This window comes from Streptomyces sp. NPDC040622 (assembly GCF_055593965.1).
The window spans coordinates 180,019-206,745 of the sequence record NZ_JBVIXD010000011.1; the positions used below are offsets into that span (position 1 = coordinate 180,019).

Below are 26,727 nucleotides of genomic sequence, written 5' to 3' on the forward strand. Positions count from 1 at the left end.
CCCAGTAGGAGTACGGGCCACCGGGACCTTGGTCCCGATTACGCAGTGTCAGCTGCGCAGATGTGCCAGGGAGGCGCCCATAAGAGCGGCCCTGTCGGCCTTTCCGGGGACGTGCTCGAACCCGAAGCCGAGCAGCACGCTGTCACGCGCTGTGACCGCCGCGAAGGACCGGTAGAGCTCACCCGTCCGGGCCCAGTCACCCGTGATGGAGGGGCTGCCGGCCGGGGGCGGCGCGACGCTCCAGGAACCGAGCGACGTCTCGAATCCCTCGGTCTCGGTGACGTTGCCGCCGACGACCAGCTGCGCGTTGTCGGCGAAGAGGCCGCGGCCGCCGCTGGAGGGGTCGGTGACGGCGCTGAGGGAGACCTCGACCTTCTTGCCCGCGTAGGCGCTGAGGTCGAAGGCGACGGGCTTCCAGCCGCCGGAGGAGCCGGTGAAGCTGTTCCAGGAGCCGCTGGTGCCCGAGGCCGTGCAGCCGTCCGTGCCGAGCGTCAGGTAGTGGCGCAGGAAGGGGTGGCCGTTGATGAAGAAGCCGGCCGCGCACTCGGCGGGGACGGCGGCGGACGAGTTGCCGTTCTTGTCCGGGAGCGTGGTCCAGTCGTCGGCGCCCAGGGTGTGCGCCTCCAGGAGTCCGTGGTCGTAACCGGTCTCCAGGTTCCAGTTGAGGGCGACGCGCAGCTCCGGCGCGTCGGCGGCCGGGACGCCGGTCAGGTCGATGGTGCGGGTGAGCCGCTTCCAGTCCTGGTCGGCGTGGGTGGCCGAGGCCATGCCCTGGCCCTCGAAGGGTGCGAACGGGTTGGTGAGGCCGGGGTAGGAGCCCGCCGCCGCGCTCTTGAACTGCGGGAACTCCGTGGCGGGCAGGGTCTCGGAGGTGACGGCGAACCGGCCCGCCTTGTCGAGCGGGTTGGTGTCGGCGGCGGCGAGCGGGGTGCTCGTCCCCTCCAGTGCGCCGCTCCCCTTGAAGCTGGTGACGCCCGGCGCGGACAGGCGCTGGTAGGCACCCAGGTAGTACTGCGCGAAGTCGTCGGTCAGGGCTTCGCCGAGGTCGACGTTGCCGCCGGCCCGCTCGCCGGACTCGATGAGCTTGCCGCCCTCGTTGAGGTAGTCGCGCAGGGCGAGCTGGGTGGGCGCGCCGGGGACGGGGTCGCCGGTGTAGTGGACGACCGCGGAGAAGTGCGACAGGACGCCCAGCGGGTGCGGTACGCCCTGCTTGGCGACGTCCCAGACGGCGACCGAGCGGCCGTTGGCCTTGACTGCGTCCACGTACTTCTGGGTCTGGGTGGCGCTCGCGCCCTCTTCGGCGACGACGAGGGTGCCGGCCTTGGGGCGTTCGGCGACGGTGTACGTGAAGTGCTCGCTCTGGGTGCGGCCCTTCTTCGTACGGCCGGTGAACCAGACCTCTACCTTGTCGCCCACGCGCGCGTCCTCGATCTCGGCGCGGTACTGGTCGAAGTAGAGGTTGTCCTCGCCGCCGTAGGTCTCGCCGCCCTTCCAGGCCTTGAGCTCCTCGTCGTGCGTGCGCCCGCCGTTGACGCGGTAGGCGAGCTCCTTGTCACGCACCGACTTGCGTACGGTGACGGCGACCTCCTGGTCGCCGCCGCGCGCGAAGGACGTGGCGAAGGAGTCAGGGGTGAAGTCCGGGGCGTCGATGCCGCTGACGGAGACGGGCTGGTCGGGGTGGAGGGCGGTCTCGGCGACGGCGAGCGCGAACGGCACGTTCTTCGCGAACTCCTGCTGGATCAGCTTCTCGTCGTCGGGGAAGGTGAAGATGGACGCGCAGTCCTCGGGCTTCCAGGCGTCGTCGGGGTCGACGTTCGACGCGGTCTGGCAGGTCGACATCTCCGGGGTGAACATCGACATGCCGTTGACGTTGCCCGCGTGGCCGTCGGCCTCGCCGTTGGTGGTGTAGAGCTCGGAGGAGACCTGCGGGTGGTAGCCGGGCACCGCGGGCTTCTCGGGCGTGCCGGCCAGCGCCTTGTAGAGGACGTCGTCCGGGGTCGGCGTGGCGACCTGCCAGCCCACTCCGTAGAGGATCAGTTCGGCCGCGGAGTGGTAGTTGATCCCGTACGTGAAGCCGATGCGCTTCTGGAAGCGGTCGATCGCCCTGGTCTCGGGCTCGGACATCGGGCCGGTGCCGCGGTAGGTCTCGTTCGAGGAGTCCGACGAGGAACCCTCGTTGTCGTAGCCCCACTTGTAGGCGAAGTTGCGGTTGAGGTCGACGCCGTCGCCCGGGACGATCTTGCCGTCGCCGTCGACGTCACGGAGGTTCTTGCGCCACTGGCGCTCGCCGTCGGCGGCGTGCGTGAAGTCGTAGCCGTCGGGGTTGGCGGACAGCACGAACCACAGCTCGGTGGAGTTCACGAGCTTGGTGATGCGCTGGTCCTTGCCGTAGTTGTCCAGGTAGTGGTGCATCAGGCGGCGGGTCATCTCGGGAGTGATCCACTCGCGCGCGTGCTGGTTGGACATGTAGAGCGTGGCGGGCTTGGCGCCGTCCTTGGACTTCTTGGCGCCCTTGGAGAGCTTCAGGGCGAGGATGTCCTTGCCCTGAAGGGTCTTGCCGATGGAGACGACCTTGGTGAGGCCGGGGTGGGCCTGGCCGGTCTTGACGATCTCCTCCTGGAGACCGCCCTTTCCGCTGTACGGCCGGAAGACGCCGTCCCCCGCGGCCTTGAGCCGCTTCTCGGCGGCCGCCGAGACCGTGTGCTCGCTGAGGTCGATGCCCTGGCGTTCGACCGCCTTGGCCTGACCCTCGGTCAGATACAGCTCGACGCGTCCGGTGCCGCGTTCGGGCGTCTGGCCCGCGAGCTCGTGGGCGTCCTGACCCGCCGCCACCAGGAGCGGGATCTGCTTCTTGGTGACCTGTGCCTCGTAGACCTGCACGGCCGACGGGTCGTCGGCCCGCGGCGCCTTTCCGGCTCCGCTCGCCTGGGCCTGCGGTGCGGCGGCGAGACCGCCGACGAGCAGTGCCCCGGCCGCGAGAACCGATCTCGCGCTCGCTCTTCGTCTCATGAGCCCCCCTTGCGGTTGCCCGACACGGAATGTGCGGGATGCCAGGCTCGTGACGGTGCATGATCATGTCAATACAGTGGGTGAAGGCGTGCGGGACGGGCATGCGAAAGCCGCCGGTGCCCGAGGGGACACCAGCGGCTCACGAGGCGTACGGGACCGGCGTCAGACCGCCATGTTGTCCGCGAGCTCCTCGGCCAGAGTGGACTCCGTCCCCGGAATGCCCAGGTCCTGGGCCCGCTTGTCGGCCATCGCGAGCAGCCGGCGGATCCGGCCCGCGACCGCGTCCTTGGTCAGCACCGGGTCGGCCAGCGCGCCCAGCTCCTCCAGGGAAGCCTGCTTGTGTTCCATGCGCAGGCGTCCGGCGGCCGCGAGGTGCTCGGGCACCTCCTCGCCGAGGATCTCCAGGGCGCGCTGCACACGGGCGCCCGCGGCGACGGCCGCGCGCGCCGAGCGGCGCAGGTTGGCGTCGTCGAAGTTGGCCAGGCGGTTGGCGGTGGCGCGCACCTCGCGGCGCATCCGCCGCTCCTCCCAGGCGAGCACCGACTCGTGCGCGCCCAATCGGGTGAGCAGGGCGCCGATGGCGTCCCCGTCGCGCACGACGACCCGGTCCACTCCGCGCACCTCGCGCGCCTTGCCCGCGATCTGCAGCCGGCGTGCCGCGCCGACCAGCGCGAGCGCGGCCTCCGGGCCCGGGCAGGTCACCTCGAGGGAGGAGGAGCGGCCCGGCTCGGTGAGCGAGCCGTGCGCGAGGAAGGCCCCGCGCCAGGCCGCCTCCGCGTCGCAGGTGGCCCCCGAGACCACCTGCGGCGGCAGGCCGCGGATGGGGCGGCCCCGGCCGTCCACGAGACCCGTCTGGCGGGCCAGCTGGTCGCCGCCCGCGACCACGCGCACCACGTAGCGCGAGCCGCGCCGCAGGCCGCCGGGGGCCATCACGATCAGCTCCGAGCTGTGCCCGAAGATCTCCAGGATGTCCCGCTTCAGGCGGCGCGCCGCCATCGCGGTGTCCAGCTCCGCCTCGATCACGATGCGGCCGCTCACCAGGTGAAGGCCGCCCGCGAACCGCAGGATCGCCGAGACCTCTGCTTTTCTGCAGCAGGTCCGGGTGACGGGGAGCCGGGAGATCTCGTCCTTCACCGCTGCCGTCATCGCCATGGGCCGATCCTTCCATGCATCCGAAAAATACGGTCGTACGCGGCTGCCAGGAGCTCCGGGTCGTGCCTCGGAGTCCCGTCGGGCCGGGCCACCGGCGCCAGCTCGACCGTGGCACCGAGCCGCTTCGCGGCATCGGTCAGTGACTCACGGTCGGGCACGGCGGCCTCGTCGGCCAGCACCACGTCCAGGGCGAGTTTAGGGGCGTGTCGGGCCAAAACCTCCAAATGACGCTGCGGAGAGAAGCCATCGGTTTCTCCCGGTTGCGGAGCGAGGTTCAACGGAAGGACCTTGCGGGCCTTCGTCTCGGTGAGCGCGTCGAGCAGTTCCGGCACGAGCAGGTGCGGGATCACCGAGGAGAACCAGGAGCCGGGGCCGAGCACCACCCAGTCCGCGTCCAGGACGGCGGCGACCGCCTCGGGGACGGCCGGCGGGTCGTGCGGGACCACGTGCACGGACTGGACCTCGCCGGGGGTCAGGGCCACCGTGGCCTGCCCGCGGACGGTGTCCACGTCGTCGGGGCGCTCCGGGTCGTGCCCCCTGACCAGGGCCTGGAGCTCCAGCGGGACGGCCGACATGGGCAGCACCCGGCCCTGTGCGCCGAGCAGCCTGCCGACCAGGTCCAGGGCCTGGACGTGGTCGCCGAGCTGCTCCCACAGGGCGACGATCAGCAGATTGCCGACCGCGTGCTCGTGCAGGTCGCCCTTGGACTGGAAGCGGTGCTGGATGACGCGGGACCAGGTCTGGCCCCAGTCGTCGTCGCCGCACAGCGCGGCGAGGGCCTTGCGCAGGTCGCCGGGCGGCAGCACGCCCAGCTCGTCGCGCAGGCGGCCGCTGGAGCCGCCGTCGTCGGCGACCGTGACGACGGCGGTGAGGTCTCCGGCTCCGGTGATGCGGCGCAGCGCGGCGAGCGAGGCGGACAGGCCCATGCCCCCGCCGAGCGCGACCACCTTCGGCTGGGCGCCCCGCTTGCGGCCCAGTCGGCTCAGGCGGACGGTCCGGCGGTTGGGGGTCACTCGCGCCCCATGTCCCGGTGGACGATGACGGTCTCGACGCCCTCGGCCGCCAGGCGCGCCGCGAGCTTCTCCGACATGGCCACGGAGCGGTGCTTGCCGCCCGTGCAGCCGACGGCGATCGTCACGTACCGCTTGCCCTCGCGGCGGTAGCCCGCGGCGATGAGCTGGAGCAGTTCGGTGTAGCGGTCGAGGAACTCCTTGGCGCCGGGCTGGCCGAAGACGTACGCCGCGACCTCCTCGTTCTGGCCGGTGTACTGGCGCAGCTCGGGGACCCAGTGGGGGTTCGGCAGGAAGCGCATGTCCACGACCAGGTCGGCGTCGACCGGCAGGCCGTACTTGAAGCCGAAGGACATGACGGTGGCCCGCAGCTCGGGCTCCTCCTCGCCCGCGAAGGAGGCGTCCATCTTGGCGCGCAGCTCGTGCACGTTCAGGCTGGAGGTGTCGATGACCAGGTCGGCGTCGCCGCGCAGCTCGCGCAGCAGGTCGCGCTCGGCCGCGATGCCGTCGACGATGCGGCCGTCGCCCTGCAGGGGGTGCGGGCGGCGGACCGACTCGAAGCGGCGGACCAGGGCCTCGTCCGAGGACTCCAGGAAGACGATGCGCCGGGTGACGTTCTTCGACTCCAGTTCGGCGAGGGACTCGCGGAGGTTGTCGAAGAAGCGCCGTCCCCGCACGTCGACGACGACCGCGATGCGGGCGACGTTGCCCTGCGAGCGGGCGCCGAGCTCCACCATGGTGGGGATCAGCGCGGGCGGCAGGTTGTCGACGACGAACCAGCCGAGGTCTTCCAGGCACTTGGCCGCCGTACTGCGCCCGGCGCCCGACATGCCGGAGATGATCACCAGTTCGGGGATCGCGGCGTCGGGGACTCCGGGTGTCTCGATGGGCGTGCCCGCACTCACTTGCTCTCCACCTTCGTCGTGCTCGCTCATGTCTCCTGCCCCCGTCGTTCTTCCGAGGTGCCCGCGGTCACGGGTTCCTCCTCTTCCATGATCTCTCCGGTCGCCGTGTTCACGGCGGGCGCGGCGGGTTCGGCCTTGGCGAAGGCCACCGCGATGGCCTCGGCCGTCTTGCGGCCCACGCCCGGAACCTCGCAGATCTGGTCGATTGTCGCGGATCGGAGCTTCTTCACCGAACCGAAGTGCTTGATCAGCGTCTGCTTTCGCGCGTCGCCCAGGCCCGGCACGTCGTCCAGCGGGCCCGCCCGGAAGCGCTTGGCCCGCTTGGCGCGCTGGTAGGTGATGGCGAAGCGGTGGGCTTCGTCACGCACGCGCTGCAGGAGGTAGAGGCCCTCGCTGGTGCGCGGCAGGATCACCGGGTCGTCCTCGCCGGGGACCCAGACCTCCTCCAGGCGCTTGGCCAGCCCGCAGACCGCGACGTCGTCGATGCCGAGCTCGTCCAGGGCCCGCTTGGCGGCCGCGACCTGCGGCTGGCCGCCGTCGACCACGACGAGCTGCGGCGGGTACGCGAAGCGCTTGGGCCGGCCGTCCTCCTCGGTGGGGCCGTTGTCCGCCACCTCACCCGTCTCTTCGTCGACCCACTCCCCGGTCTTCTCCTTTTCGGCGAGGTAGCGCTTGAAGCGGCGCGCGATCACCTCGTGCATGGAGCGGACGTCGTCCTGCCCCTGGCCGTGCCAGATTTGCGTGTCTCCGACACGACCCTTGATCTGGAAGCGGCGGTACTCGCTCTTCCTGGCGAGGCCGTCCTCGAAGACCACCATCGACGCCACGACGTCGTCGCCCTGCAGGTGCGAGATGTCGTAGCACTCGATGCGCAGCGGGGCGCTGTCCAGCTCCAGGGCGGCGGCGATCTCCTCCAGGGCGCGGGAGCGCGTGGTGAGGTCGGAGGCGCGCCTGGTCTTGTGCAGGACCAGGGACTGCTGCGCGTTGCGCGCGACGGTCTCCATGAGGGCCTTCTTGTCGCCGCGCTGCGGGATGCGCAGCGAGACGTTGGCGCCGCGGCGCTCGGTCAGCCACTCCTGGACCGGCTCTATCGGATCCGGCAGGGCGGGGACCAGTACTTCCTTGGGAACGGCGTCCCCGCTCTCCTCCCCGTACAGCTGCTGGAGGGCGTGCTCGACGAGGCCGCCGCTGGTGACCGCCTCGACCTTGTCGGTGACCCAGCCGCGCTGTCCGCGCACGCGTCCGCCGCGGACGTGGAAGATCTGCACGGCGGCCTCCAGCTCGTCCTCGGCGAGGGCGATGAGGTCCGCGTCCGTGGCGTCGGCGAGGACGACGGCGCTCTTCTCCATGGCCTTCTTGAGGGCGTCGATGTCGTCGCGCAGGCGCGCGGCCCGCTCGTACTCCATCTCCTCGGCCGCGTCCGCCATCTGTCGCTCCAGGCGGCGGATGTACGTGCCCGTGCGGCCCGCCATGAAGTCGCAGAAGTCCTCGGCGAGTTCGCGGTGGTCCTCGGGGGTGATGCGCTCCACGCAGGGCGCCGCGCACTTGCCGATGTAGCCGAGGAGGCAGGGGCGGCCGGTGCGGGTGGCGTTCTTGAACACCCCCGCGGAGCACGTGCGTACGGGGAAGGCGCGCAGGAGGAGGTCGACGGTGTCGCGGATCGCCCAGGCGTGCCCGTACGGACCGAAGTAGCGCACGCCCTTCTTCTTGGCGCCGCGCATCACCTGTACGCGCGGGAACTGTTCGTTCATCGTCACGGCGAGGTACGGATAGCTCTTGTCGTCGCGGTACTTGACGTTGAACCGGGGGTCGAACTCCTTGATCCAGGAGTACTCCAGCTGCAGCGCCTCGACCTCGGTGGTGACCACCGTCCACTCGACGGAGGCCGCCGTCGTCACCATGGAGCGGGTGCGCGGGTGGAGCCCGGCCAGGTCCTGGAAGTAGTTCGCCAGGCGCTGACGCAGGCTCTTGGCCTTCCCGACGTAGATCACCCGGCGGTGCTCGTCGCGGAATTTGTAGACCCCCGGGGCGTCGGGGATCTGTCCCGGCTTGGGGCGGTAGCTGGAAGGGTCGGCCATGTCGGACAGCCTACTGGCGGGGGCTGACAGCGCGGGTCAGCGTCCGGCTCCGCCGGTGCGGACGGTGATCACGTCCCCCGGTTCCAGCCGGTCGTGGAGCAGGCGGGCGTCGGCCGTGCGCAGGCCGATCCAGCCCCGGGTGATGTCCCTGTCGCCCGGCGCCTTCTCGTCGTACGTGATCGCGACGACGTAGTTGGTGCGGCCGTCGGGGGTGCGCAGCTCGACGACCCACGGCAGGGTCAGGTCGTACTCCCCGCCGAGGCCCAGGTCCCCGGCGGGCAGGCGCTTCTCGCGGTGCAGGGCGACGACCGTCATCCGGCCGGTCGGGGTGGGGTGTTGGGCGCTTCCCGCGGAGACGGGCAGCGTCCGGCTCCCGACGGTCATCCGGTGCCGTGCCAGGTCGACGGTGGCGGCGGGCTCGCGGGTGCCGGCGGTGGCGGCCGGCGCCGGTGTGCGGTGCGGGCGGTCGCCGGGTCCCGGGAGCAGACCCACGGTGACGGTGACGGCCACCGCCGCCGTGACGAGGGCCGCTCCCGCGGCCGCGGTACGGCGTCTGCGGCGGCGCAGGGCGGCGCGGCGGCGGATCTCGGCGCCGGGCACGGGAGGCGGCGTGCGGTGGTCGGCCGCCAGGTCCCGCAGCGCGGAGGTCAGGTCATCGGACACGGCCGTCCTCCTTCGCGCTCCGCTCGTCGTCGCCGTCCCGCTCGGCGGACAGCCGCGCGGCGAGCGCCGCCCGGCCCCGCGAGAGGCGGGCCTTGACCGTCCCGACGGGCGAGCCGGTCTCGGAGGCTACCTGCTCCACGCTCAGGTCGCACAGGTGGTGCAGGACGACGGCCGTGCGCTGCGCCTCCGGCAGGGTGCGCAGCGCCTGGACGAGGGCGGTGTGCTCGGGTCCCGGGCCGGGGACGCGGTCGGCCGGCGGGTTCCTGCGCACCAGGTCGAGCCAGCGCCTGGCCCGGCGCCAGCGGCTCACCGCGAGGCGCAGGGCGACCGTGCGGATCCAGGCCTCGGGGGCCTCGTCGGCGAGGAAACTGTCGCGGCGGTCCCAGGCGCGGACGAACGCCTCCTGGACGACGTCCTGCGCTTCGCCGTGGTCCCCGGTCAGGGCGTACAACTGACCGACCAGACGCGGAAAAGCGGTGGTGTAGAACGCGTCGAACTCGTCCTCCGTCATGCCCCCGCGCCCCTGTCAGGACCCGCCGGATCCCCCGGTCCCGGCCGGTCCGCGACCGGTCCGGAAATTCCCGCACCTCGTGTGCAACCCGCCGCCTCCCCCGTGCGTACAGGTCGCGTATATCGAAACACAGCCCAGGGGGACCGATGACCACAGGAATCACGACGGGACGCGGCACGCGCGCGTGGGGAGCGGCGGTGCTCTGCTCGCTCGTGCTCGCGGGCTGCTCCGCGCAGCACGGGGCGGGCGACGGTCGGCCCGGCGGTGAGAAGCCCGCGCCGCCGGCGGCGGACCGTGCGTCGTCCGCGCGGGAGAAGCCCGCGCGAAAGCCCGCCCCGCAGCCCGCCGCCCTGGAAGGCGTGCGGATCAATGTCTCCAACGGCCAGACCGTCGGCGTCGGCATGCCGATATCACTCACCTTCGACCGTCCGGTGCCGGTCGCGCGGAGGGCCGCGGTGGAGCGGCACCTGGACGTGCGGACGGACCCCGGGGTGACGGGGTCGTGGAGCTGGGTCGAGGACCGCGCCCTGCACGACGGGCAGCGCCTCGACTACCGGCCCCGCGAGCCGTGGAAGCCCGGCACTCAGGTGACCGTGCGGGCCGGGTCGGGGCTCACCCGGACGTTCGGCGTGGGCCGTTCGCTCGTCGCCACCGTGGACGTGCGCAGCCACACCATGACGGTGGTGAAGGACGGCAGGACGCGCCGGGTGAAGGTCACGGCGGGCGCGCCGGGCATGGACACCTGGAACGGCACGATGGTCGTCCTCGACAAGCAGTCCCGGGTCCTCATGGACTCCCGGACCGTGGGGTACGGAAAGGCGTACAAGGACTACTACAACTACGCGGTCCACCTGACGGCTTCGGGGACCTACCTGCACGAGAACCCGAACGCGAACGCCGCCGCGGGCGAGGACAACGTCACGCACGGCTGCATAGGCCTGGCCACCGACGGAACCGCCCGGCGCTTCTACGAAGACGTGATCCCCGGCGACATCGTGCGGGTCGTCGGCTCGAAGGAGACCGTGGCGGCGGGCAACGGGTACGGCGGCTGGAACGTCGGCTGGAAGCAGTGGCGGGAGGGCAGCGCCCTGCGCTGACGCGCGCGAAATACCGCACGGGAGCGGCAGCCGGCGTTCCGGCTGCCGCTCCGTGGTGCCCCTGAGTTCCCTGTGGCCTCTGTGGCCTCTGGTTTCTAGGCCCTCAGGGGCCTTGGCGGGTCAGCCCCGCCGTGCCGTGCGGCGGCGCACGAGGGCCGTCCCGGAGATGCCGAGGGCGAGCAGGGCGCCCGCGCCGGCTATCGAGGAGGCCACGGTGACCGGGCCGCGCACGCCGTCTTCCGCGGCCTGCGCGTCCTGCGCGGGCGCGGGCCGGGCGGTGTCGTAGCCGCCCGCCTTGCCCGACTTCTCGTACGCGGAACCGGGCAGCTTGTCGCCGTAGGCCTTCTGGACCCGTTTGCGGTAGGCGGCGACGGAGGCCCCGTCGGCGCCCACCGCGCGGACCGCGTCCTTGTCGAGGGGCAGCACGCGCGCGTGGTCCTCGTCCTGGACGTACCAGGCGTTGATCTGCGGCTCGTGGAAGACGGTGCCTCCGGGGAGCTTCTCGGCGCCCACGCGCGCGTAGTGGGTCTCGTCGTCGCCGGTGGCGATGTTCACGACCTGCCAGGAGTCGCCCCGCTCGACGGTCCAGAGGGAGGCCTCCTGGCCGTCCGAGGAGACCGCCTTGCTGGCGAGGAACTCCAGACGGGCGACGGGGGCGTCCTTCTTGCCTGCGACGAAGTCCGGCGACAGGTAGTAGACGGGCACGGTGCCGCCCTCGACCCGCGGGTCGGCCGCGGTCCTGCTGACCGCTCCTTCCCGCGCGAAGAAGCGGGAGAGGGTGTCGAGGGTCCGCGGCGCCCCGGCCGCCCGGTGTGCGGCGTCACGGGAGGCGGCGGACGGAGCCGGGGGCGCCGCGGGACCGGAGTCGGCGGCGGCCGCCGGGCCGGCGAGGCCGAGGAACACGGTGGCCGCCGTACCGGTGAGGGCAGCCTTGACCAGGTGGCGGGGAAGCTGACGGGTCATCGCTCTCACGCCCCGATCCGGTACAGCGAGTGGGTCCAGGAGAAGGTGTTGTTGTTGATGTACCAGTCGTGCGAGGCCCAGTTGTAGCGGTCGTTGGAGGGCCACGGGTCGCCCCAGTACACCCAGCTGCTGGCATCGTCGTAGCCGTACAGGACGTGCATGTGACCGCCGCCGTTGGACCACTGGATGCGGGTCTCGACCGGGCGGCCCGCGTCGATCTCGGCCTTCACGGTCGGATAGCGCAGCCAGCCGGTGACGTACGAGCCGGGGCTGATGCCCGCCCAGCGCAGGCCGCTCTGCACATTGCCGAGCGTGGCCTGATTGTTGGGGCACTCGGTGTTCTGGTTGCGCCCGAAGGCGGCGTTGCAGAACTGGTTCTGGCTGTAGGAGCGACCCAGGAAGGTCGCGATGGTGTTGCCTCCCGCGGCCCAGCACCAGTTGGTCTTCTGCTGGGCCTGCATGGTGATGTTCAGCCGCTTGGCGGCGAGCACCGAAGGGCCTTCGGCGGAGGTGACGCCGCTCGCCCTGGCGGCCTCGGGCGCGGCCGACGTGACGGGGGCGGGGTGGAGCGGCGCCGCCGTGGCCGAGGCCACCGGTGCGGCGAAGAGGGCGGCGGCGACGACGGCGAGTGCGGAGAGGCGTCTCCGTCTGCCGGTGCCGCTGCTGGTGGGGTGGGGTGGGCGCATCGCGGTCCTCCCGAGCGGGGTGGGGTGTGGAGGAGCGCGTCCGGACGCTGCGATTGAGCATCGAGTGTTGTCGGGTGCAGGTCAACACGCTTCAATGCGGGATTACTTGGGCCGTGAACGGCGGCGTACGGATGTGAACACGGGCCGTGCGTCCACCTGGCAGCCCGCCCTCACCGGCGCGAACGCCGGAACGAGAAGAGTGAACGTTCACAGAAGGAGTCCGCTTTGCGGCACGGCACACGACTCGCGGACGGCCAGGGCGAGCGGAGGGACCAGCGCGAACGGGACGCGGAAGCCGACGCTCCGCAGGCACCTGCGGACCTGGAGGCCGCCCTGCGCACCGGCCCGTTCCACCTCGCGCTGCGCACCGCGATCGCCGTGCGGCGCCTGCCCCTGCAACGCATACGCCATCACCTGACGCGGCACGGCGTCAACGTCGGGGTGACGAGCCTGAGTTACTGGCAGCAGGGCGCGCGCCGTCCCCAGCGCGCCGAGTCCCTGCGCGCCGTGCGCGCCCTGGAGGAGATACTCCAGCTCCCCGAGGAGTCACTGATCCGGCTGCTCGTCCGGCCGGACGAGCGCGCCGACCGGACCCGGCCCGCCGCCCGCTCGTACCGCTCCCTGGTGGAGGCCTCCGACGTGCTCCGCTCGCTCCTGGACGAGCTCGGCTCGCCGGTCGACGGCGGGCTGCACACCATCGGGCACCACGAGCGGGTGCGGATCGGCGCGCGCCGCGAGTTGCTCGGCCGCGAGTCGCAGCACGTCGTGCGCGCCCACCGGGACGGCGTGGACCGCTATCTGGCCATCTACCACGGCGACCCCGGCAGTTCCCCCGACCGCGTCCAGGTGCGTGCCCTGGAGAACTGCCGTACGGGGCGCGTGCGCTGGCACCAGCGGACGGGGGTGCTGGTCGCCGAGCTGCTCTTCGACGCGCGGCTGCGCGCGGGCGACACGCATCTCTTCGGCTACGGATTCGAGGACGGCACGGCCGGGACCGCCACCGAGTACCAGCGCGGCTTCACCTACGCGGGCGGCCAGTACGCGCTGCAGATCCGCTACGACGAAGCGGCCCTGCCCGTACGCTGCCACCGCTTCACCCAGCACTCGGCGGCGGCCCCGCGCGGCGGCCGGCAGGAACTGACGCTGAGCGGCAGCCACCGCTCGGTCCACCTGGTCGAGCCGCAGGTGCGGGCGGGGATCCTGGGGATCTCCTGGGACTGGGAGTGATGGGAGTGAGCTGCTCGGGACGGGGCGGGGCGGGGTCGCTCCGCCGGGCGGAGGCCGGGGCTAGGCCTTCTTCTCCGGACCCGCGACGATCTTGCCGTTCGCCACCTTCACCGGGAGTTCGACGAGCGGCTCGACGGCCGGTTCGTGCAGCACCTTGCCGTTGGTCGCGTCGAACTGACTGCCGTGGCACTGGCAGATCAGCTTGTGCCCCTCCAGCGTGTTGATCGGGCAGCGCGCGTGCGTGCAGATCGTGCTGTACGCCGTGTACTCCTCGTCGGAGATCCGGCTGACCACCACGTTCTGGTCCGTGTACAGCTTCGAGGCGCCGACCTCCACCGCGTCGGCCGCGCCCAGGTCCACCGGCGCGGTCGGCGCCGAACGGTTCGACCCCTCGCCGGACGAGCAGGCCGTGAGCCCGAGCCCGACGGCCGGGGCGAGAGCGGCGGCCCGCAGCACGGTGCGGCGGGCGTGGGGCGTGCCGGACATGGTGTCTCCACAGGTCAGGGGCATCGGTGACGGATCAGACCATACCGGTGCACGGCCCCGCGACCGGGTCGGGCACGAGCGCGCCCGAGTACTGCCCGCTTCCGCCCGCGGCCCCGCGCACGGCCTAGCCTGAGCGGGACGCCGCGCCCCGCGTGCCGCGGCGCCCGAGCCGAGCCGGCAGCGCCCGAGAGGATCCACCCGTGATTGTCGTCGCAGGAGAGGCCCTGATCGACCTCGTGCCGCAGGGACCACCGGGATCAGGCGGGCCAGAGGGATCAAGGGGGCCAGAGGAGTCAGGGGGGTCACGGGGGTCAGGGGGGTCGTCGACGGGTGGCGGCGATGCGGGGCTGCCCGTGCTCGCGCCCCGCCTCGGTGGCGGCCCGTACAACACCGCCGTGGCGCTCGGCAGGCTCGGCTCGCCCGTCGCCTTCTGCTCGCGCGTCTCGCGGGACGCGTTCGGCGAGGCGCTGCTGGGCGGGCTGCGGGCGGCCGGTGTCGACGTCTCGTCCGTGCAGCGCGGCCCGGAGCCGACGACGCTCGCCGTCGCCTCGATCGGCGCGGACGGCTCGGCCGGGTACTCCTTCTACGTCCAGGGCACCGCCGACCGGCTCTTCGAAGCCCCCGGCGAACTCCCCGACGGCGTACGGGCGATGTCGTTCGGCACGTGCTCGCTCGTCCTGGAGCCGGGCGCGAGCGCGTACGAGGAGCTGATGCGGCGCGCGGCAGGGCGCGGCATCTTCACGGCGCTCGACCCGAACGTGCGTGCCGGCCTGATCCCCGACGCGGACGCCTACCGCGCGCGGTTCAAGAGCTGGCTGCCGTCGGTGTCACTGCTCAAGCTGTCGCAGGAGGACGCGGCCTGGCTCGGCGGCACCCCGCACGAGTGGCTCGCGGCGGGCCCGGCGGCCGTGGTCGTCACCCGCGGCGGGGACGGCCTGTCGCTGTACACCCAAGACGGCACCGACGGCACGGAGCTTCGCGTACCCGGCGAAGCGGTCGACGTGGTGGACACGATCGGCGCGGGCGACACCGTCAACGCGGCGCTGCTGCACGGTCTCGCCGCCCGGGACGCGCTGTCGGCGCGGGGCCTGGCCGCTCTCGGCGCCGAGGGCTGGACCGACGTCCTGCGGTTCGCGGCGCGCGCGGCGGCCCTCACCTGCTCACGGGCGGGCGCGGAGCCGCCGTACGCGGCCGAACTGGCCGGGCCCGCCTGACGGAACCGGGAGTGCGTGAGCGTTCGGCGGCCGGCGAGGCGCTGGGACGGTCAGCCGTTGACGGCGTGCAGGCCGCCGGGCCTGCGGCCGTTGAGGCGGTCCAGAGCGGCCGACGTGGCGGCGTCGGCAGGGACGTAGACGATCAGTCGCTGCGGGTCCCTGTCGGGCAGCGCGAGCGTCTCGTACTCGAGGCGGAGCGCGCCCTCCTCGGGGTGGGTCAGCCGCTCAAGACCACTGCGCCGGGGCAGCACGGGCGCGCCGGACAGCCGGTCGGCGAAAGGGGCGCCCGCGTCGACCGTCAACTCGTCGGTGAAGGCACGCACATGGGGGTCGTCGAGCATCGAATCGGTCTTGAGGTGGCCGACCATGTCGTCGGCGAAGCGGTCCCACTCAGGGTAGGCGGTACGGGCCCGCGGGTCGGTGAAGACGAAGCGGGCGAGGTTGGGTCGCTCGCCGTCCAGGATGCCGAGGGGCTCCGCGATCCGCCGGTAGCCCCTCGTACAGGCGAGGACGTCGGCGAGGCGGTTGAGCAGGACGGCGGGTGCGGGCTCCAGGCTGTCCAGGATGGCCCGCACGGTGGGCCTGACGGACTCCGCGGGCGGCACGGCGGCGGGGCAGCAGGGGTCTCCCCCGGCCACCTCCTTCTCCAGTCGGCGCAGGTGCACGCGCTCCTCGACCCGCAGGCGCAGCGCGTCGGCGAGGGCGCCGAGCACCTGGGCGGAGGGGTGGCGATCCCTGCCCTGTTCGAGCCGGGTGAGGTACTCGACGCTGATCCCGGCGAGGGTCGCGACCTCTGAGCGGCGCAGTCCCGGCGTACGACGGCGGGGGCCGCTGGGCAGTCCGACCTCGGTGGGTGTCACGGCCTCCCTGCGCTGCCGCAGGAAGACTCCCAGCTCGTTCTCGCTCACCCCGTGAACGTACCAGCGGCCGCCGGGCGGATCGTGGCCCTGTCACTACCAGCATCGACCCGGCCTTCCTCGCGTCCGGACCGCGCCGCAAGGTGGTCGCATGACTCTTCGAACGACCGACACCGTGTCCCCCGCCGCCTCTTCCTCCGCCGCCCCCGCCGCCCCCGAGCTGCCGCTGACCGCCGGGACCTGGGAGATCGACCCCTTCCACTCCGCCGTCAACTTCGCCGTGCGCCACCTCGGCATCTCCAAGGTGCGCGGCCGTTTCACCGAGGTGACGGCCCAGCTGGTGGTGGGTGAGCGCGCCGAGGACTCCTCGGTGACCGCCACCATCGCGCTGGCCTCGATCGACACGGGCAACAAGGACCGGGACGCCCATGTGGTCTCGTCGGACCTGCTCGACGTCGACAAGCGCCCGGCGATGACGTTCCGCTCGACCCGGATCGAGGGCACGGGCGAGGAGTGGGTCATGGCGGGCGAGCTGACCATCGGTGAGGTCACCAGGCCGGTGACGCTGGACGTGGAGTTCGGCGGCGTCGAGGGCTTCCCCGGCCAGGGGCCGCGGCACGCGGGGTTCGAGGCGTCGGGCGAGATCCGCCGCGGCGACTTCGGGCTCGACTTCGCCCCGGGGCTGCTCGGCGAGGTCGTCAAGATCCAGCTGGACATGCAGTTCCTGGAGCCGTCCGCGGAGCAGTGAGCGGGCCGTAGAGCGGTGAGCAGAGCGCGGAGCGGTGAGCAGAGCGCGGAGCAATGAGCAAGGGCGCTGCGTGCGTCGCGCGCGGAGCCGCTCCGAGCGGCCCGGTCTCAGCGGTCCGTGAACACCCCGTGCCGTCCCGCCCCCGCGGCGAAGCGCGCGGCGCCCTCCGCCGCGTCGGCCAGGGAGCGCAGCCCGTGGCCCCACTCGACCCGCATCGCCTGCTCCTCGGGCAGACCGCCCTGTTCGAGGACGGCGAGCCGGTCGTGGCGCAGACAGGTCTGCGGGAACGCGGCGATCTCCGCGGCGAGGCGCTCGGCCGCGGCGCGCGAGGCCCCCGGCGGCACGGTCCGGTTGACCAGGCCCATGCCGAGCGCCTCCGCGGCGCCCACGGACCGGCCGGTCAGGATCAGGTCCAGCGCGCGGCCCTCGCCGATCAGGCGGGGCAGCCGCACCGTCCCGCCGTCGATGAGCGGCACGCCCCAGCGGCGGCAGAACACCCCGAGGACGGCGTCGTCCTCGGCGACGCGCAGGTCGCACCAGAGGGCGAGTTCGAGACCGCCCGCGACGGCGTGGCCGGAGATCGCCGCGATCACGGGCTTGGACAGGCGCATGCGGGTGGGGCCCATGGGGCCGTCGCCGTCGTCGGTGTCCTCGGTCACGTCGTTGCCGTCCGGGGTGCCGATGGCCTTGAGGTCGGCGCCCGCGCAGAACGTTCCGCCCTCGCCCCACAGGACGGCGACGGAGGCGTCCGGGTCGGCTTCGAAGGCACGGAAGGCGTCGGCGAGCGCGCGGGCGGTGGGTCCGTCGACGGCGTTCCGCGCGGCGGGGCGGGACAGCACGACGGTGGTGACGGGGCCTGCGCGTTCGCTGCGTACGGGCATGAGGCAAGCCGACCACGGGAACCGGGCGCCGGACAAGGGCGTGTTCGGGCCGCCGGTCCGCGCCCGCGTGACCTCCACGCAAAGCGCCCCGCCCCCGGTGCGAGGCGGGGCGGGGCGCTGCGGCCGTGCGGATGGGCCGTGCCCTTGAGTCGTACTCGTGGGTCGTACCCGTGGGTCGTACCCGTGGGTCGTACCCGTCGGTCAGGCCTTGCGGGCCCGTGCCGTCTTCTTGGCGGCGGCCTTCTTCGGAGCGGCCTTCTTGGTGGCGGCCGTCTCCTTCGTAGCCGCGGCCTTCTTGGCGGCCGTCTTCTTGGCGGCGGTACCCGCCTTAGCCGTGGCCGTCTTGGCCGTGCCCGCCTTGGCCGTGGCCGTCTTCTTCGTGGCCGTGGCGCTCGCCGCGACCGCCTTCTTGGCGGCCGACTTCCTCGCCGGGGCCTTCTTGGCCTGCGCGCGGCCCTGCGAGGGCAGTGCGTCGCTGATCCGGTCCGCCGAGATGATGTCCCGCAGGAACTTGCCGGTGTGGCTCGTCGGCACCCCCGCGACCTCCTCGGGCGTGCCCTCGGCGACGACCAGGCCGCCGCCGTTGCCCCCCTCGGGGCCCATGTCGACGACCCAGTCCGCGGTCTTGATCACGTCGAGGTTGTGCTCGATGACGATGACCGTGTTGCCCTTGTCGACCAGGCCGGACAGGACCGTGATCAGCTTGCTGATGTCCTCGAAGTGCAGACCGGTGGTCGGCTCGTCCAGGACGTACACGGTCCGGCCGGTGGACCGCTTCTGGAGCTCGGAGGCCAGCTTCACGCGCTGGGCCTCGCCGCCGGAGAGCGTGGGCGCCGACTGGCCGAGGCGCACGTACCCGAGGCCGACGTCGTTGAGCGTCTTCAGGTGACGGGCGATGCCGGGCACCGCCTCGAAGAAGGACAGCGCCTCCTCGATCGGCATGTCCAGGACCTCGGCGATGGACTTGCCCTTGTAGTGGACGTCCAGCGTCTCGCGGTTGTAGCGCGCGCCGTGGCAGACCTCGCACGGCACGTACACGTCCGGGAGGAAGTTCATCTCGATCTTGATGGTGCCGTCGCCGGAGCAGTTCTCGCAGCGGCCGCCCTTGACGTTGAAGGAGAAGCGCCCGGGGAGGTAGCCGCGGACCTTCGCCTCCATCGTCTCCGCGAAGAGCTTGCGGACGTGGTCGAAGACTCCGGTGTACGTCGCCGGGTTCGACCGCGGGGTGCGGCCGATCGGCGACTGGTCGACGTGCACGACCTTGTCGACGAGGTCGTCGCCCTCCACGCGTGTGTGGCGGCCGGGGACGGACCGGGCGCCGTTCAGCTCGCGGGCCAGGTGCGTGTACAGGATGTCGTTCACGAGCGTCGACTTGCCCGAGCCCGAGACGCCCGTGACGGCCGTGAGGACACCGAGCGGGAAGGAGACGTCGATGTCCTGGAGGTTGTTCTCCCGGGCACCGTGCACCGTCAGCTGACGGGTGGGGTCCGCGGGGCGGCGCAGGTCCGGCACCGGGATGGACTTCTTGCCCGACAGGTACTGCCCGGTGATCGACTTGTCGTTGGCGAGCAGCTCCTTCATGGAGCCGCTGTGCACGACCTTGCCGCCGTGCTCGCCCGCGCCGGGGCCGATGTCCACGACCCAGTCGGCGACCTTGATGGTGTCCTCGTCGTGCTCGACGACGATCAGGGTGTTGCCCATGTCGCGCAGGCGGACGAGGGTCTCGATCAGGCGGTGGTTGTCGCGCTGGTGGAGGCCGATGGACGGCTCGTCCAGGACGTAGAGCACGCCGACCAGGCCGGAACCGATCTGGGTGGCCAGGCGGATGCGCTGGGCCTCGCCTCCGGAGAGGGTGCCCGCGGCGCGGTTCAGCGACAGGTAGTCCAGGCCGACGTCGACCAGGAACCGCAGCCGCTCGTTGACCTCCTTGAGGACGCGCTCGGCGATCTTCTTGTCGCGGGCGCCCAGCCTCAGCTCGGCGAGGAAGTCCGCGCAGTCGCTGATGGACATCGCCGAGACCTCGGCGATGGACTTCCCCATGACCGAGACGGCCAGCACGATCGGCTTGAGGCGCGTGCCCTCACAGGTGGGGCAGGGCACCTCGCGCATGTAGCCCTCGAAGCGCTCGCGGCTCGCGTCGCTCTCGGCCTCGCTGTGGCGGCGCTTGACGAAGGGCACGGCGCCCTCGAAAGCGGTGGTGTAGACCCGCTCTCGACCGTACCGGTTGCGGTAGCGGACCTCGATCTGGGTCTTGTGGCCGTACAGGAGGGCCTTCTTGGCGCGCTGCGGCAGGCCGGCCCAGGGCATGTCGGTGGAGAAGCCGAGGGCGTCGGCGAGCGCACCGACGAGCCGTCCGAAGTAGTCCTTGGTGTGGCCGTGCGACCAGGGGTGGATGGCGCCCTCGTCGAGCGACTTGTCCTCGTCCGGGACGATCAGCTCGGGGTCGACCTCCATGCGGGTGCCGATGCCCGTGCAGTCGGGGCAGGCGCCGAAGGGCGAGTTGAAGGAGAAGGAACGGGGCTCCAGCTCCTCGAAGGACAGGTCGTCGTAGGGGCAGTAGAGGTGCTCCGAGTACATGCGCTCGCGCTCGGGGTCGTCCTCGGGGAGGTCGACGAAGTCGAGCACGACCATGCCCGCGGAGAGGCCGAGGGCGGTCTCCACGGAGTCGGTCAGGCGGCGCTTGGCGGAGTCCTTCACCGTGAGGCGGTCGATGACCACCTCGATGGTGTGCTTCTCCTGCTTCTTGAGCGTGGGCGGCTCGGAGAGCTGGATCGTCTCGCCGTCGACCCGGGCGCGGCTGTAGCCCTTGGTCTGCAGGTCGGCGAAGAGGTCGACGAACTCGCCCTTGCGCTCGCGGACCAGCGGGGACAGGACCTGGAAACGGCTGCCCTCGGGCAGCTCGAGGACCTTGTCCACGATGGCCTGCGGCGACTGCCGGGAGATGGGCCGGCCGCACTCGGGACAGTGCGGCTTGCCGATGCGCGCGAAGAGCAGGCGCAGGTAGTCGTAGACCTCGGTGATCGTGCCGACCGTCGAGCGCGGGTTGCGCGAGGTCGACTTCTGGTCGATGGAGACCGCCGGGGAGAGGCCCTCGATGAAGTCGACGTCGGGCTTGTCCATCTGGCCGAGGAACTGCCGGGCGTACGAGGAGAGGGATTCGACGTAGCGCCGCTGGCCCTCGGCGAAGATCGTGTCGAACGCGAGCGAGGACTTGCCCGACCCGGAGAGACCGGTGAACACGATGAGGGAGTCACGCGGGAGGTCGAGCGAGACGTTCTTGAGATTGTGCTCGCGCGCGCCACGGACGATGAGACGGTCGGCCACGCCGGTCCGCACCTTTCTTGAGAGTGGTGACAGGGGCAGAACCCCGTCGTTCACAGACTAGGGCGAGCCACTGACAACGCCGGGCTGCTTCCCTGCTTCACAACAAACCCGGACCTTCAAGAATGCCCGAAGCCGTCCTCGACCATATAGCACGTGCATTCGATTTGCGGGCCACCTCCGGCACCTTCACCCGAACGTGTGGCGCGGCTATCGTCGGACGCATGATTGATCATGTGCGCGACCTGGCGTCTGTACGTGACGCGACCGACCGACTGCTCACCGCAGCGGCGAAACTGAACAACGATTCGACCGCCGAGCCGTCACGGCTCCCGGGCTGGACCAGGGGCCATGTCCTCGCCCACCTCGCGCGGAACGCCGACGCGCTGGTGAACGTGCTGGCGGGCCGGCCGATGTACGCCAGCGCCGGGTCGCGGGACACGGACATCGAGCGGGATGCCCCTCGGGCGCTCGCCGCGCAGCTGGCCGACGTGCGGGAGAGCGGGGCGCGGTTGGAGGCGCAGGCCGCGGTCCCCGCCGACTGGTCCCGCACGGTCACCCTGCGCAACGGAGTCACCGACTCCGCGTCGCGGGTGCCGTTCCGGCGGTGGGTCGAGGTCGAGCTGCACCACGTGGATCTCGGCATCGGGTACGAGCTGGAGGACCTGCCCGCGGAGTTCGCGCAGCGGGAGATCACGTTCCTGACGGCCCGCTTCTCGGGGAACGCCGACGTGCCGCCCGTCCTGGTCAAGGACGGCACGCACGCGTGGAGCACCGGCCGGGAAGGCACCCCCGAGATCACCGTCTCCGGGTCCGCGGCCGACCTGGTGGGCTGGCTCGCGGGCCGCCGCGACGGCTCCGCGCTCACGGCCGAAGGCGGCCTCCTGCCCGCCCTGCCCCCGCTATAGGCTGGCGCACATGACGTACAGCGGAGCGGTGAAGGTCGGCGGCGGCGCGGACGTGCACGAGCTGCAGGATCTGATGATCTCGAAGGTCGCGGTCGGCCCGATGGACAACAACGCCTACCTGCTGCGCTGCCGGGCCACCGGCGAGCAGCTGCTGATCGACGCGGCGAACGACGCCGAGACGCTGCTGACGCTGATCGGTGACGACGGCATCGCGTCCGTCGTCACCACGCATCAGCACGGCGACCACTGGCAGGCCCTCGACGCCGTCGTGTCGGCCACCGGCGCGCGGACCTACGCGGGCCGCGAGGACGCCTCGGGGATCCCCGTCGCCACGGACGTCCCGGTCGACGACGGCGACACGATCACGGTGGGCCGCGTCACGCTCACCGCACGGCACCTGGTGGGCCACACCCCGGGCTCGATCGCGCTGGTCTACGACGACCCGCACGGCCACCCGCACGTGTTCACCGGCGACTGCCTCTTCCCGGGCGGGGTCGGCAACACGTGGCAGGACCCCGAGGCCTTCGCGAGCCTGATCGACGACGTCGAGTCGAAGATCTTCGGGGCGCTGCCCGACGAGACGTGGGTCTATCCCGGCCACGGCGGCGACACGACGCTCGGCGCCGAGCGTCCGCAGCTCGGCGAGTGGCGCGCGCGGGGCTGGTGACGAAGAGGTCCGGTCAGCCAGGGGTACGCGTCACGCTCCGGCGGCGATCAGCGCCGCCACCCGCTCCACCGCGAACGCGTACCCCTGCACACCGCACCCGGCGATGACGCCGTCGGCGCGCTGCGAGACGTAGCTGTGGTGCCGGAACGCCTCGCGCTGGTGGATGTTGGAGATGTGCACCTCCAACACCGGCATCCCGTCACAGGTGTTGAGCGCGTCCAGGATCGCGACGGACGTGTGGGAGTAGGCCGCGGGGTTGATGACGATGCCCGCGTGGTGCTCGCGCGCCTCGTGGATCCAGTCGACCAACTCGCCCTCGTGGTTGCTCTGTCGCAGGTCCACGGTCCCGCCGTGCGCGGCGGCAGCCCCGGCGCACAGGGCCTCGACGTCGGCGAGGGTGTCGGTGCCGTAGATCTCGGGCTGGCGGCGGCCGAGGAGGTTCAGGTTCGGGCCGTTCAGGATCATGATCGGGGCGGTGGCGAGGCTGCGCGTCATAAGGGAGGTCTATCACGCCTCCCGCGCGCGGGACGCGGCCCGGCGCACGCGCTCACGCCCGCCGAAAGCCGGATGCGCTCCCCGCGGCGCCCGCCTGCTCTCGCATCATGATCGTCGAACCCGTGTACCCGCCGAAGCCCTCGCCCGGCGACCGCATCGCCGCGCTCTCCCCCTCCGCCGGGCTGCCCGCACTCTTCCCGCTCCCCTACGAGCCGGGCCTGCGGCGGCTGCGCGAGGAGTTCGGGCCGGAACCCGTCGAGTACCCGACGACCAGGAAGCTGGGCGCGACGCCCGAGGGGAGGGCCGGCGACCTCCACGCGGCGTTCGCCGATCCGACGTAACCAACCGTCACTGTGGGTAGTTGGCGTGGCATGCGCCGAACCGAACCACCGTCACTGCCCCGGCTCGCGGCCGCCTCGCTCGTCGGGACCGCCATCGAGTTCTACGACTTCTTCCTCTACGGGACGGCCGCGGCGCTGGTCCTCGGACCGCTGTTCTTCCCCACGTTCTCGCCGCTGGCGGGCACGCTCGCCGCCTTCGCGACCTTCGGGGTCGGCTTCGTCGCGCGGCCGCTGGGCTCCGTCCTCTTCGGGCACATCGGCGACCGGCACGGACGCCGGCCCGTGCTCATCGGCTCGCTGCTGCTCACCGGGGTCGCCACGGTCGCGGTCGGCTGCGTCCCGGCGTACGACTCGCTCGGGATCGCCGCTCCCCTGCTCCTGCTCGCGCTGCGCTTCGTGCAGGGGCTCGGGCTCGGCGGCGAGTGGGGCGGTGCCGTGCTGCTGACCGCCGAGCACGCGCCGGCCGAGCGCCGGGGGCTGTGGGCGAGCTTCCCGCAGATCGGCCCCTCGGTCGGCTTCCTCCTGGCCAACGGCATCATGCTGGTCCTGTCGGCGGCACTCACCGACGCGCAGTTCGCCGCCTGGGGGTGGCGGGTGCCGTTCTGGGCGGCGGGACTGCTGGTGGCGGCGGGGCTCGCGCTGCGCACCTCGCTCGCGGAGAGCCCGGACTTCCTGGACCTCGACGAGGGCGAGCGGGCGCGCGTGCCGCTCGCCGAAGTGGTGCGCGGGCACTGGCGCCTGGTTCTGCTGACGGCGGGCGCGCTCGCCTCCGGGTACGCGGTGTTCTACGCGGTGACGACGTGGTCCCTCGCCTACGGCGTGGAGCGGCTGGGGGTGAGCCGCACGGTCATGCTGGCCTGCATCATGGCGGCGGTGGTGGTCAAGGGCTCCCTGACACCGGTGGCGGCGCTGCTCGGCGACCGGTACGGGCGGCGGCCGCTGTGCCTGTTCGGGTGCGCCGCTTCGGTGCTGTGGATGTTCCCGATGATCGCGCTGTTCTCGACCGGTCAGCCGCTGCTGATGTTCGCGGGCTTCCTGGTGGCGCTGATCGCGTTCGTCACGGTGTTCGCCGTGGTCGCCGCGTATCTGCCGGAGCTGTACGAGCCCCGCGTGCGCTGCACCGGGGCCGCCGTCGGCTACAACCTCGGCGGGGTGCTCGGGGGCGCGCTCACCCCGATCGTGGCGACCGCGGTGGCGCACGGGGACGGGACACCGTGGGGCGTGGCCGCGTATCTGACGGCGGTGGCGCTGCTGAGCCTTGGCTGCTTCGCGCTGCTGCCGGAGACACGGCCGGTCAAGGCCGCCGGACCGGTGGCCGCTACGGGGTGACCGCGAGCTCGAGGAACGCCGCGAACAGCACCAGGTGGACGCCGCCCTGCAGGGGCGTGGCCCGGCCCGGCACGACCGTGAGCGTGCCGACGATCACGGTGAGCGCGAGCAGCACCATGTGGGTGGAGCTGAGGCCCAGCACGAGCGGGCCCGACAGCCACACGGAGGCGACGGCGACGGCCGGGATGGTCAGTCCGATGCTGGCCATCGCCGAGCCGAGGGCGAGGTTCAGGCTGGTCTGCACGCGGTCGCGGCGGGTGGCGCGCACGGCCGCGATGGTCTCCGGGAGCAGTACGAGCAGCGCGATGACCACACCGACCACGGCGTGCGGCATGCCGGCGCTCTCCACGCCCGACTCGATCGTCGGGGAGACGCCCTTGGCGAGGCCGACCACGCCGATCAGGGCGAGGGCGAGCAGCCCGAGGCTGAGCAGCGCCTGCCGGGAGGAGGGGCCTTCGGCATGGCTGTCGGCGTCGATGACCTCGCCCTGCTTGGTGATGGGCAGGAAGTAGTCGCGGTGCCGCACGGTCTGGGTGGTCACGAAGATGCCGTAGAGGACGATCGAGGCGATCGCGGCGAAGGTGAGCTGGCCCGTGGAGAACTCGGGGCCCTGCTTGGTGGTGGTGAACGTCGGCAGGACCAGGCAGAGCGTGGCCAGCGTGGCGACGGTCGCGAGGGCGGCGCCGGTGCCCTCGGGGTTGAAGACGGCGGTGCGGTGGCGCAGCGCGCCCACCAGGAGACAGAGTCCGACGATGCCGTTGCAGGTGATCATGACGGCGGCGAAGACGGTGTCCCGCGCGAGGGTGGCGCTTTTGTCGCCGCCGTCGGCCATCAGGGTGACGATCAGCGCCACCTCGATGATCGTCACCGCGACCGCGAGGACGAGTGAGCCGAAGGGTTCACCGACGCGGTGGGCGATCACCTCGGCGTGGTGGACGGCGGCGAGCACCGCTCCGGCGAGGACCAGCGTCACCACGGCGACGAGCACGCCGGGCAGGTCGCGCCCCCAGGTGAGCGCGAGAAGAACGATCGCGAGGATCGGCACCACGGCCGTCCACTGCATGCCGAGCGCCCGGAGCCGAGTGACCATGACTCGATGCTGCCCCGGGCGCCTGGTTGCCGCGACTCGGTGTCTCCCGCCCGGAGCCCCGGGCGGGAGAGGTCACCGTCAGGCCTCGATGCTGTCCTTCTTCGCGTCGTCGGCGCCCTCGGCCGCGGCCTCGGTCTGCTTCTTGGAGGCGATGAGGCTGGTGATGGTGGTGATCACCAGGACACCGCAGATGACGCCGAGCGAGACCGGGATGGAGATCTCGGGGACGTGCACCCCGTTCTCGTGGAGGGCGTGCAGGACGAGCTTCACGCCGATGAAGCCGAGGATCACCGACAGGCCGTAGCTGAGGTGGACCAGCTTCTTGAGCAGTCCGCCGATGAGGAAGTACAGCTGCCGCAGGCCCATCAGGGCGAAGGCGTTGGCGGTGAAGACGATGTACGGGTCCTGGGTCAGGCCGAAGATCGCCGGGATGGAGTCCATCGCGAAGAGGACGTCCGTGGTGCCGATGGCGATCATGACGACCATGAGGGGCGTCATGATCTTCTTGCCGTTCTTACGGATGAAGAGCTTGGTGCCCTCGTACCGGTCGGAGACGCCGAACTTCTTCTCGATGGACTTCAGGAGGCGGTTCTCCTCCCAGTCCTCTTCCTCCTCGTCGGCGCGCGCCTCCTGGATGAGCTTCCAGGCGGTGTAGATCAGGAACGCGCCGAAGATGTAGAAGACCCAGGAGAAGTTGGCGATGACCGCGGCGCCGGCGGCGATGAAGATCGCACGCAGGACGAGGGCGATCAGTACGCCGAACAGCAGCACGCGCTGCTGGAGATGGCTGGGCACCGAGAACTTCGCCATGATCAGGATGAAGACGAAGAGGTTGTCCACGGAGAGGGACTTCTCGGTGATGAAGCCCGCGAAGAACTCGCCGGACGCCTGGCTCTCGCCCGCGACCAGCAGGCCGATGCCGAAGAGCGCCGCGAGGACGATCCAGACGACCGTCCAGATTCCGGCTTCCTTGATCGACACGTCATGGGGCTTGCGCCCGATGAAGAAGTCGACCGCGATCAGGGCACACAGACCAAGAATGGTCGTCACCCAAAGGGTCATTGAAACGTCCACTGCGCCTCCGGCGTC

The 26,727-nt window shown here is 71.8% G+C and carries 23 protein-coding genes and 1 pseudogene; 8 read left to right on the plus strand and 16 right to left on the minus strand.

What is annotated here, in order from left to right; genetic code table 11:
- Positions 1-48 precede the first annotated feature (48 nt).
- The 7 genes from ACZ592_RS31030 to ACZ592_RS31060 form a co-directional block, all read right to left on the minus strand.
- Positions 49-3,009, minus strand: coding sequence for a M14 family metallopeptidase (locus ACZ592_RS31030; RefSeq protein ID WP_471584990.1), 2,961 nt, complete (start codon positions 3,007-3,009; stop codon positions 49-51).
- A 162-nt stretch (positions 3,010-3,171) separates the two neighbouring features.
- On the minus strand, positions 3,172-4,161 hold the full coding sequence (gene whiA / locus ACZ592_RS31035; protein WP_471584991.1) for a DNA-binding protein WhiA: 990 nt from the start codon (positions 4,159-4,161) through the stop codon (positions 3,172-3,174).
- Positions 4,152-5,174 carry a gluconeogenesis factor YvcK family protein gene (locus tag ACZ592_RS31040; protein ID WP_471584992.1) on the minus strand — a complete coding sequence of 341 codons (1,023 nt, stop codon included), beginning with the start codon at positions 5,172-5,174 and terminating at the stop codon, positions 4,152-4,154. Before ACZ592_RS31040 ends, whiA begins: the two co-directional genes overlap by 10 nt.
- Positions 5,171-6,106, minus strand: a complete 936-nt coding sequence (rapZ, locus tag ACZ592_RS31045) for an RNase adapter RapZ (protein WP_471584993.1) — start codon at positions 6,104-6,106, stop codon at positions 5,171-5,173. The genes ACZ592_RS31040 and rapZ overlap by 4 nt, the downstream gene beginning before the upstream one ends.
- Positions 6,103-8,154, minus strand: a complete 2,052-nt coding sequence (uvrC, locus tag ACZ592_RS31050) for an excinuclease ABC subunit UvrC (protein WP_471584994.1) — start codon at positions 8,152-8,154, stop codon at positions 6,103-6,105. The genes rapZ and uvrC overlap by 4 nt, the downstream gene beginning before the upstream one ends.
- 36 nt (positions 8,155-8,190) lie before the next feature.
- The gene (locus ACZ592_RS31055) at positions 8,191-8,817 is read right to left on the minus strand and encodes a L,D-transpeptidase (protein ID WP_471584995.1); all 627 of its coding nucleotides are present in this window, start codon (positions 8,815-8,817) and stop codon (positions 8,191-8,193) included.
- The gene (locus tag ACZ592_RS31060) at positions 8,807-9,328 is read right to left on the minus strand and encodes a SigE family RNA polymerase sigma factor (RefSeq protein WP_471584996.1); all 522 of its coding nucleotides are present in this window, start codon (positions 9,326-9,328) and stop codon (positions 8,807-8,809) included. Before ACZ592_RS31060 ends, ACZ592_RS31055 begins: the two co-directional genes overlap by 11 nt.
- 146 nt (positions 9,329-9,474) lie before the next feature.
- Between ACZ592_RS31060 and ACZ592_RS31065 the strand changes: the two genes are divergently transcribed.
- A complete protein-coding gene (locus ACZ592_RS31065) occupies positions 9,475-10,425 on the plus strand; it encodes a L,D-transpeptidase (RefSeq protein ID WP_471584997.1) in 951 nt (316 codons plus the stop codon).
- A gap of 120 nt (positions 10,426-10,545) precedes the next feature.
- Here ACZ592_RS31065 and ACZ592_RS31070 read toward each other — a convergent pair whose 3' ends face one another.
- Both ACZ592_RS31070 and ACZ592_RS31075 read right to left on the minus strand, forming a co-directional pair.
- On the minus strand, positions 10,546-11,388 hold the full coding sequence (locus ACZ592_RS31070; protein WP_471584998.1) for a hypothetical protein: 843 nt from the start codon (positions 11,386-11,388) through the stop codon (positions 10,546-10,548).
- Between the two features lie 5 nt (positions 11,389-11,393).
- On the minus strand, positions 11,394-12,074 hold the full coding sequence (locus tag ACZ592_RS31075; protein ID WP_471584999.1) for a papain-like cysteine protease family protein: 681 nt from the start codon (positions 12,072-12,074) through the stop codon (positions 11,394-11,396).
- Positions 12,075-12,395: 321 nt separating this feature from the next.
- On the opposite strand from ACZ592_RS31075, the gene ACZ592_RS31080 reads away from it, so the two are divergent.
- A complete protein-coding gene (locus ACZ592_RS31080; RefSeq protein WP_471585107.1) occupies positions 12,396-13,301 on the plus strand; it encodes a hypothetical protein in 906 nt (301 codons plus the stop codon).
- 60 nt (positions 13,302-13,361) lie between these two features.
- Here the strand turns inward: ACZ592_RS31080 and ACZ592_RS31085 are convergent, their stop codons facing one another.
- Entirely contained in the window at positions 13,362-13,787 is a 426-nt protein-coding gene (locus tag ACZ592_RS31085) for a Rieske (2Fe-2S) protein (RefSeq protein WP_471585000.1), read from the minus strand.
- Between the two features lie 200 nt (positions 13,788-13,987).
- Between ACZ592_RS31085 and ACZ592_RS31090 the strand changes: the two genes are divergently transcribed.
- Positions 13,988-15,001, plus strand: a complete 1,014-nt coding sequence (locus ACZ592_RS31090) for a carbohydrate kinase family protein (protein WP_471585001.1) — start codon at positions 13,988-13,990, stop codon at positions 14,999-15,001.
- A gap of 50 nt (positions 15,002-15,051) precedes the next feature.
- Here ACZ592_RS31090 and ACZ592_RS31095 read toward each other — a convergent pair whose 3' ends face one another.
- The gene (locus ACZ592_RS31095; protein WP_471585002.1) at positions 15,052-15,909 is read right to left on the minus strand and encodes a helix-turn-helix domain-containing protein; all 858 of its coding nucleotides are present in this window, start codon (positions 15,907-15,909) and stop codon (positions 15,052-15,054) included.
- Between the two features lie 100 nt (positions 15,910-16,009).
- Between ACZ592_RS31095 and ACZ592_RS31100 the strand changes: the two genes are divergently transcribed.
- Complete coding sequence (locus ACZ592_RS31100) at positions 16,010-16,606, plus strand: YceI family protein (protein WP_471585003.1); 597 nt, start codon at positions 16,010-16,012, stop codon at positions 16,604-16,606.
- Between the two features lie 107 nt (positions 16,607-16,713).
- Here the strand turns inward: ACZ592_RS31100 and ACZ592_RS31105 are convergent, their stop codons facing one another.
- Complete coding sequence (locus tag ACZ592_RS31105; RefSeq protein ID WP_471585004.1) at positions 16,714-17,487, minus strand: crotonase/enoyl-CoA hydratase family protein; 774 nt, start codon at positions 17,485-17,487, stop codon at positions 16,714-16,716.
- Positions 17,488-17,688: 201 nt separating this feature from the next.
- Positions 17,689-20,811 carry an excinuclease ABC subunit UvrA gene (uvrA, locus tag ACZ592_RS31110; protein ID WP_471585005.1) on the minus strand — a complete coding sequence of 1,041 codons (3,123 nt, stop codon included), beginning with the start codon at positions 20,809-20,811 and terminating at the stop codon, positions 17,689-17,691.
- A gap of 221 nt (positions 20,812-21,032) precedes the next feature.
- Here uvrA and ACZ592_RS31115 point away from each other — a divergent pair, with 221 nt between their 5' ends.
- Together ACZ592_RS31115 and ACZ592_RS31120 are read left to right on the plus strand one after the other, a co-directional pair.
- Positions 21,033-21,716, plus strand: coding sequence for a maleylpyruvate isomerase family mycothiol-dependent enzyme (locus tag ACZ592_RS31115; RefSeq protein WP_471585006.1), 684 nt, complete (start codon positions 21,033-21,035; stop codon positions 21,714-21,716).
- A gap of 10 nt (positions 21,717-21,726) precedes the next feature.
- Positions 21,727-22,383 (plus strand): MBL fold metallo-hydrolase, encoded by a 657-nt coding sequence (locus ACZ592_RS31120; RefSeq protein ID WP_471585007.1) that lies wholly within the window; start codon positions 21,727-21,729, stop codon positions 22,381-22,383.
- Positions 22,384-22,413: 30 nt separating this feature from the next.
- On the opposite strand, the gene aroQ is transcribed toward ACZ592_RS31120, so the two are convergent.
- Positions 22,414-22,878, minus strand: coding sequence for a type II 3-dehydroquinate dehydratase (aroQ, locus tag ACZ592_RS31125; protein WP_471585008.1), 465 nt, complete (start codon positions 22,876-22,878; stop codon positions 22,414-22,416).
- A 107-nt stretch (positions 22,879-22,985) separates the two neighbouring features.
- On the opposite strand from aroQ, the pseudogene ACZ592_RS31130 reads away from it, so the two are divergent.
- A pseudogene (locus tag ACZ592_RS31130) lies at positions 22,986-23,213 on the plus strand (LD-carboxypeptidase); the annotation flags it as partial.
- 36 nt (positions 23,214-23,249) lie between these two features.
- Positions 23,250-24,548, plus strand: coding sequence for an MFS transporter (locus ACZ592_RS31135; RefSeq protein ID WP_471585009.1), 1,299 nt, complete (start codon positions 23,250-23,252; stop codon positions 24,546-24,548).
- On the opposite strand, the gene ACZ592_RS31140 is transcribed toward ACZ592_RS31135, so the two are convergent.
- Positions 24,538-25,638, minus strand: a complete 1,101-nt coding sequence (locus ACZ592_RS31140) for a calcium:cation antiporter (protein ID WP_471585010.1) — start codon at positions 25,636-25,638, stop codon at positions 24,538-24,540. The two genes, ACZ592_RS31135 and ACZ592_RS31140, sit on opposite strands and share 11 nt — an antisense overlap.
- 78 nt (positions 25,639-25,716) lie before the next feature.
- Positions 25,717-26,712, minus strand: a complete 996-nt coding sequence (locus tag ACZ592_RS31145) for a TerC family protein (protein ID WP_471585011.1) — start codon at positions 26,710-26,712, stop codon at positions 25,717-25,719.
- Between the last annotated feature and the right edge of the window lie 15 nt (positions 26,713-26,727).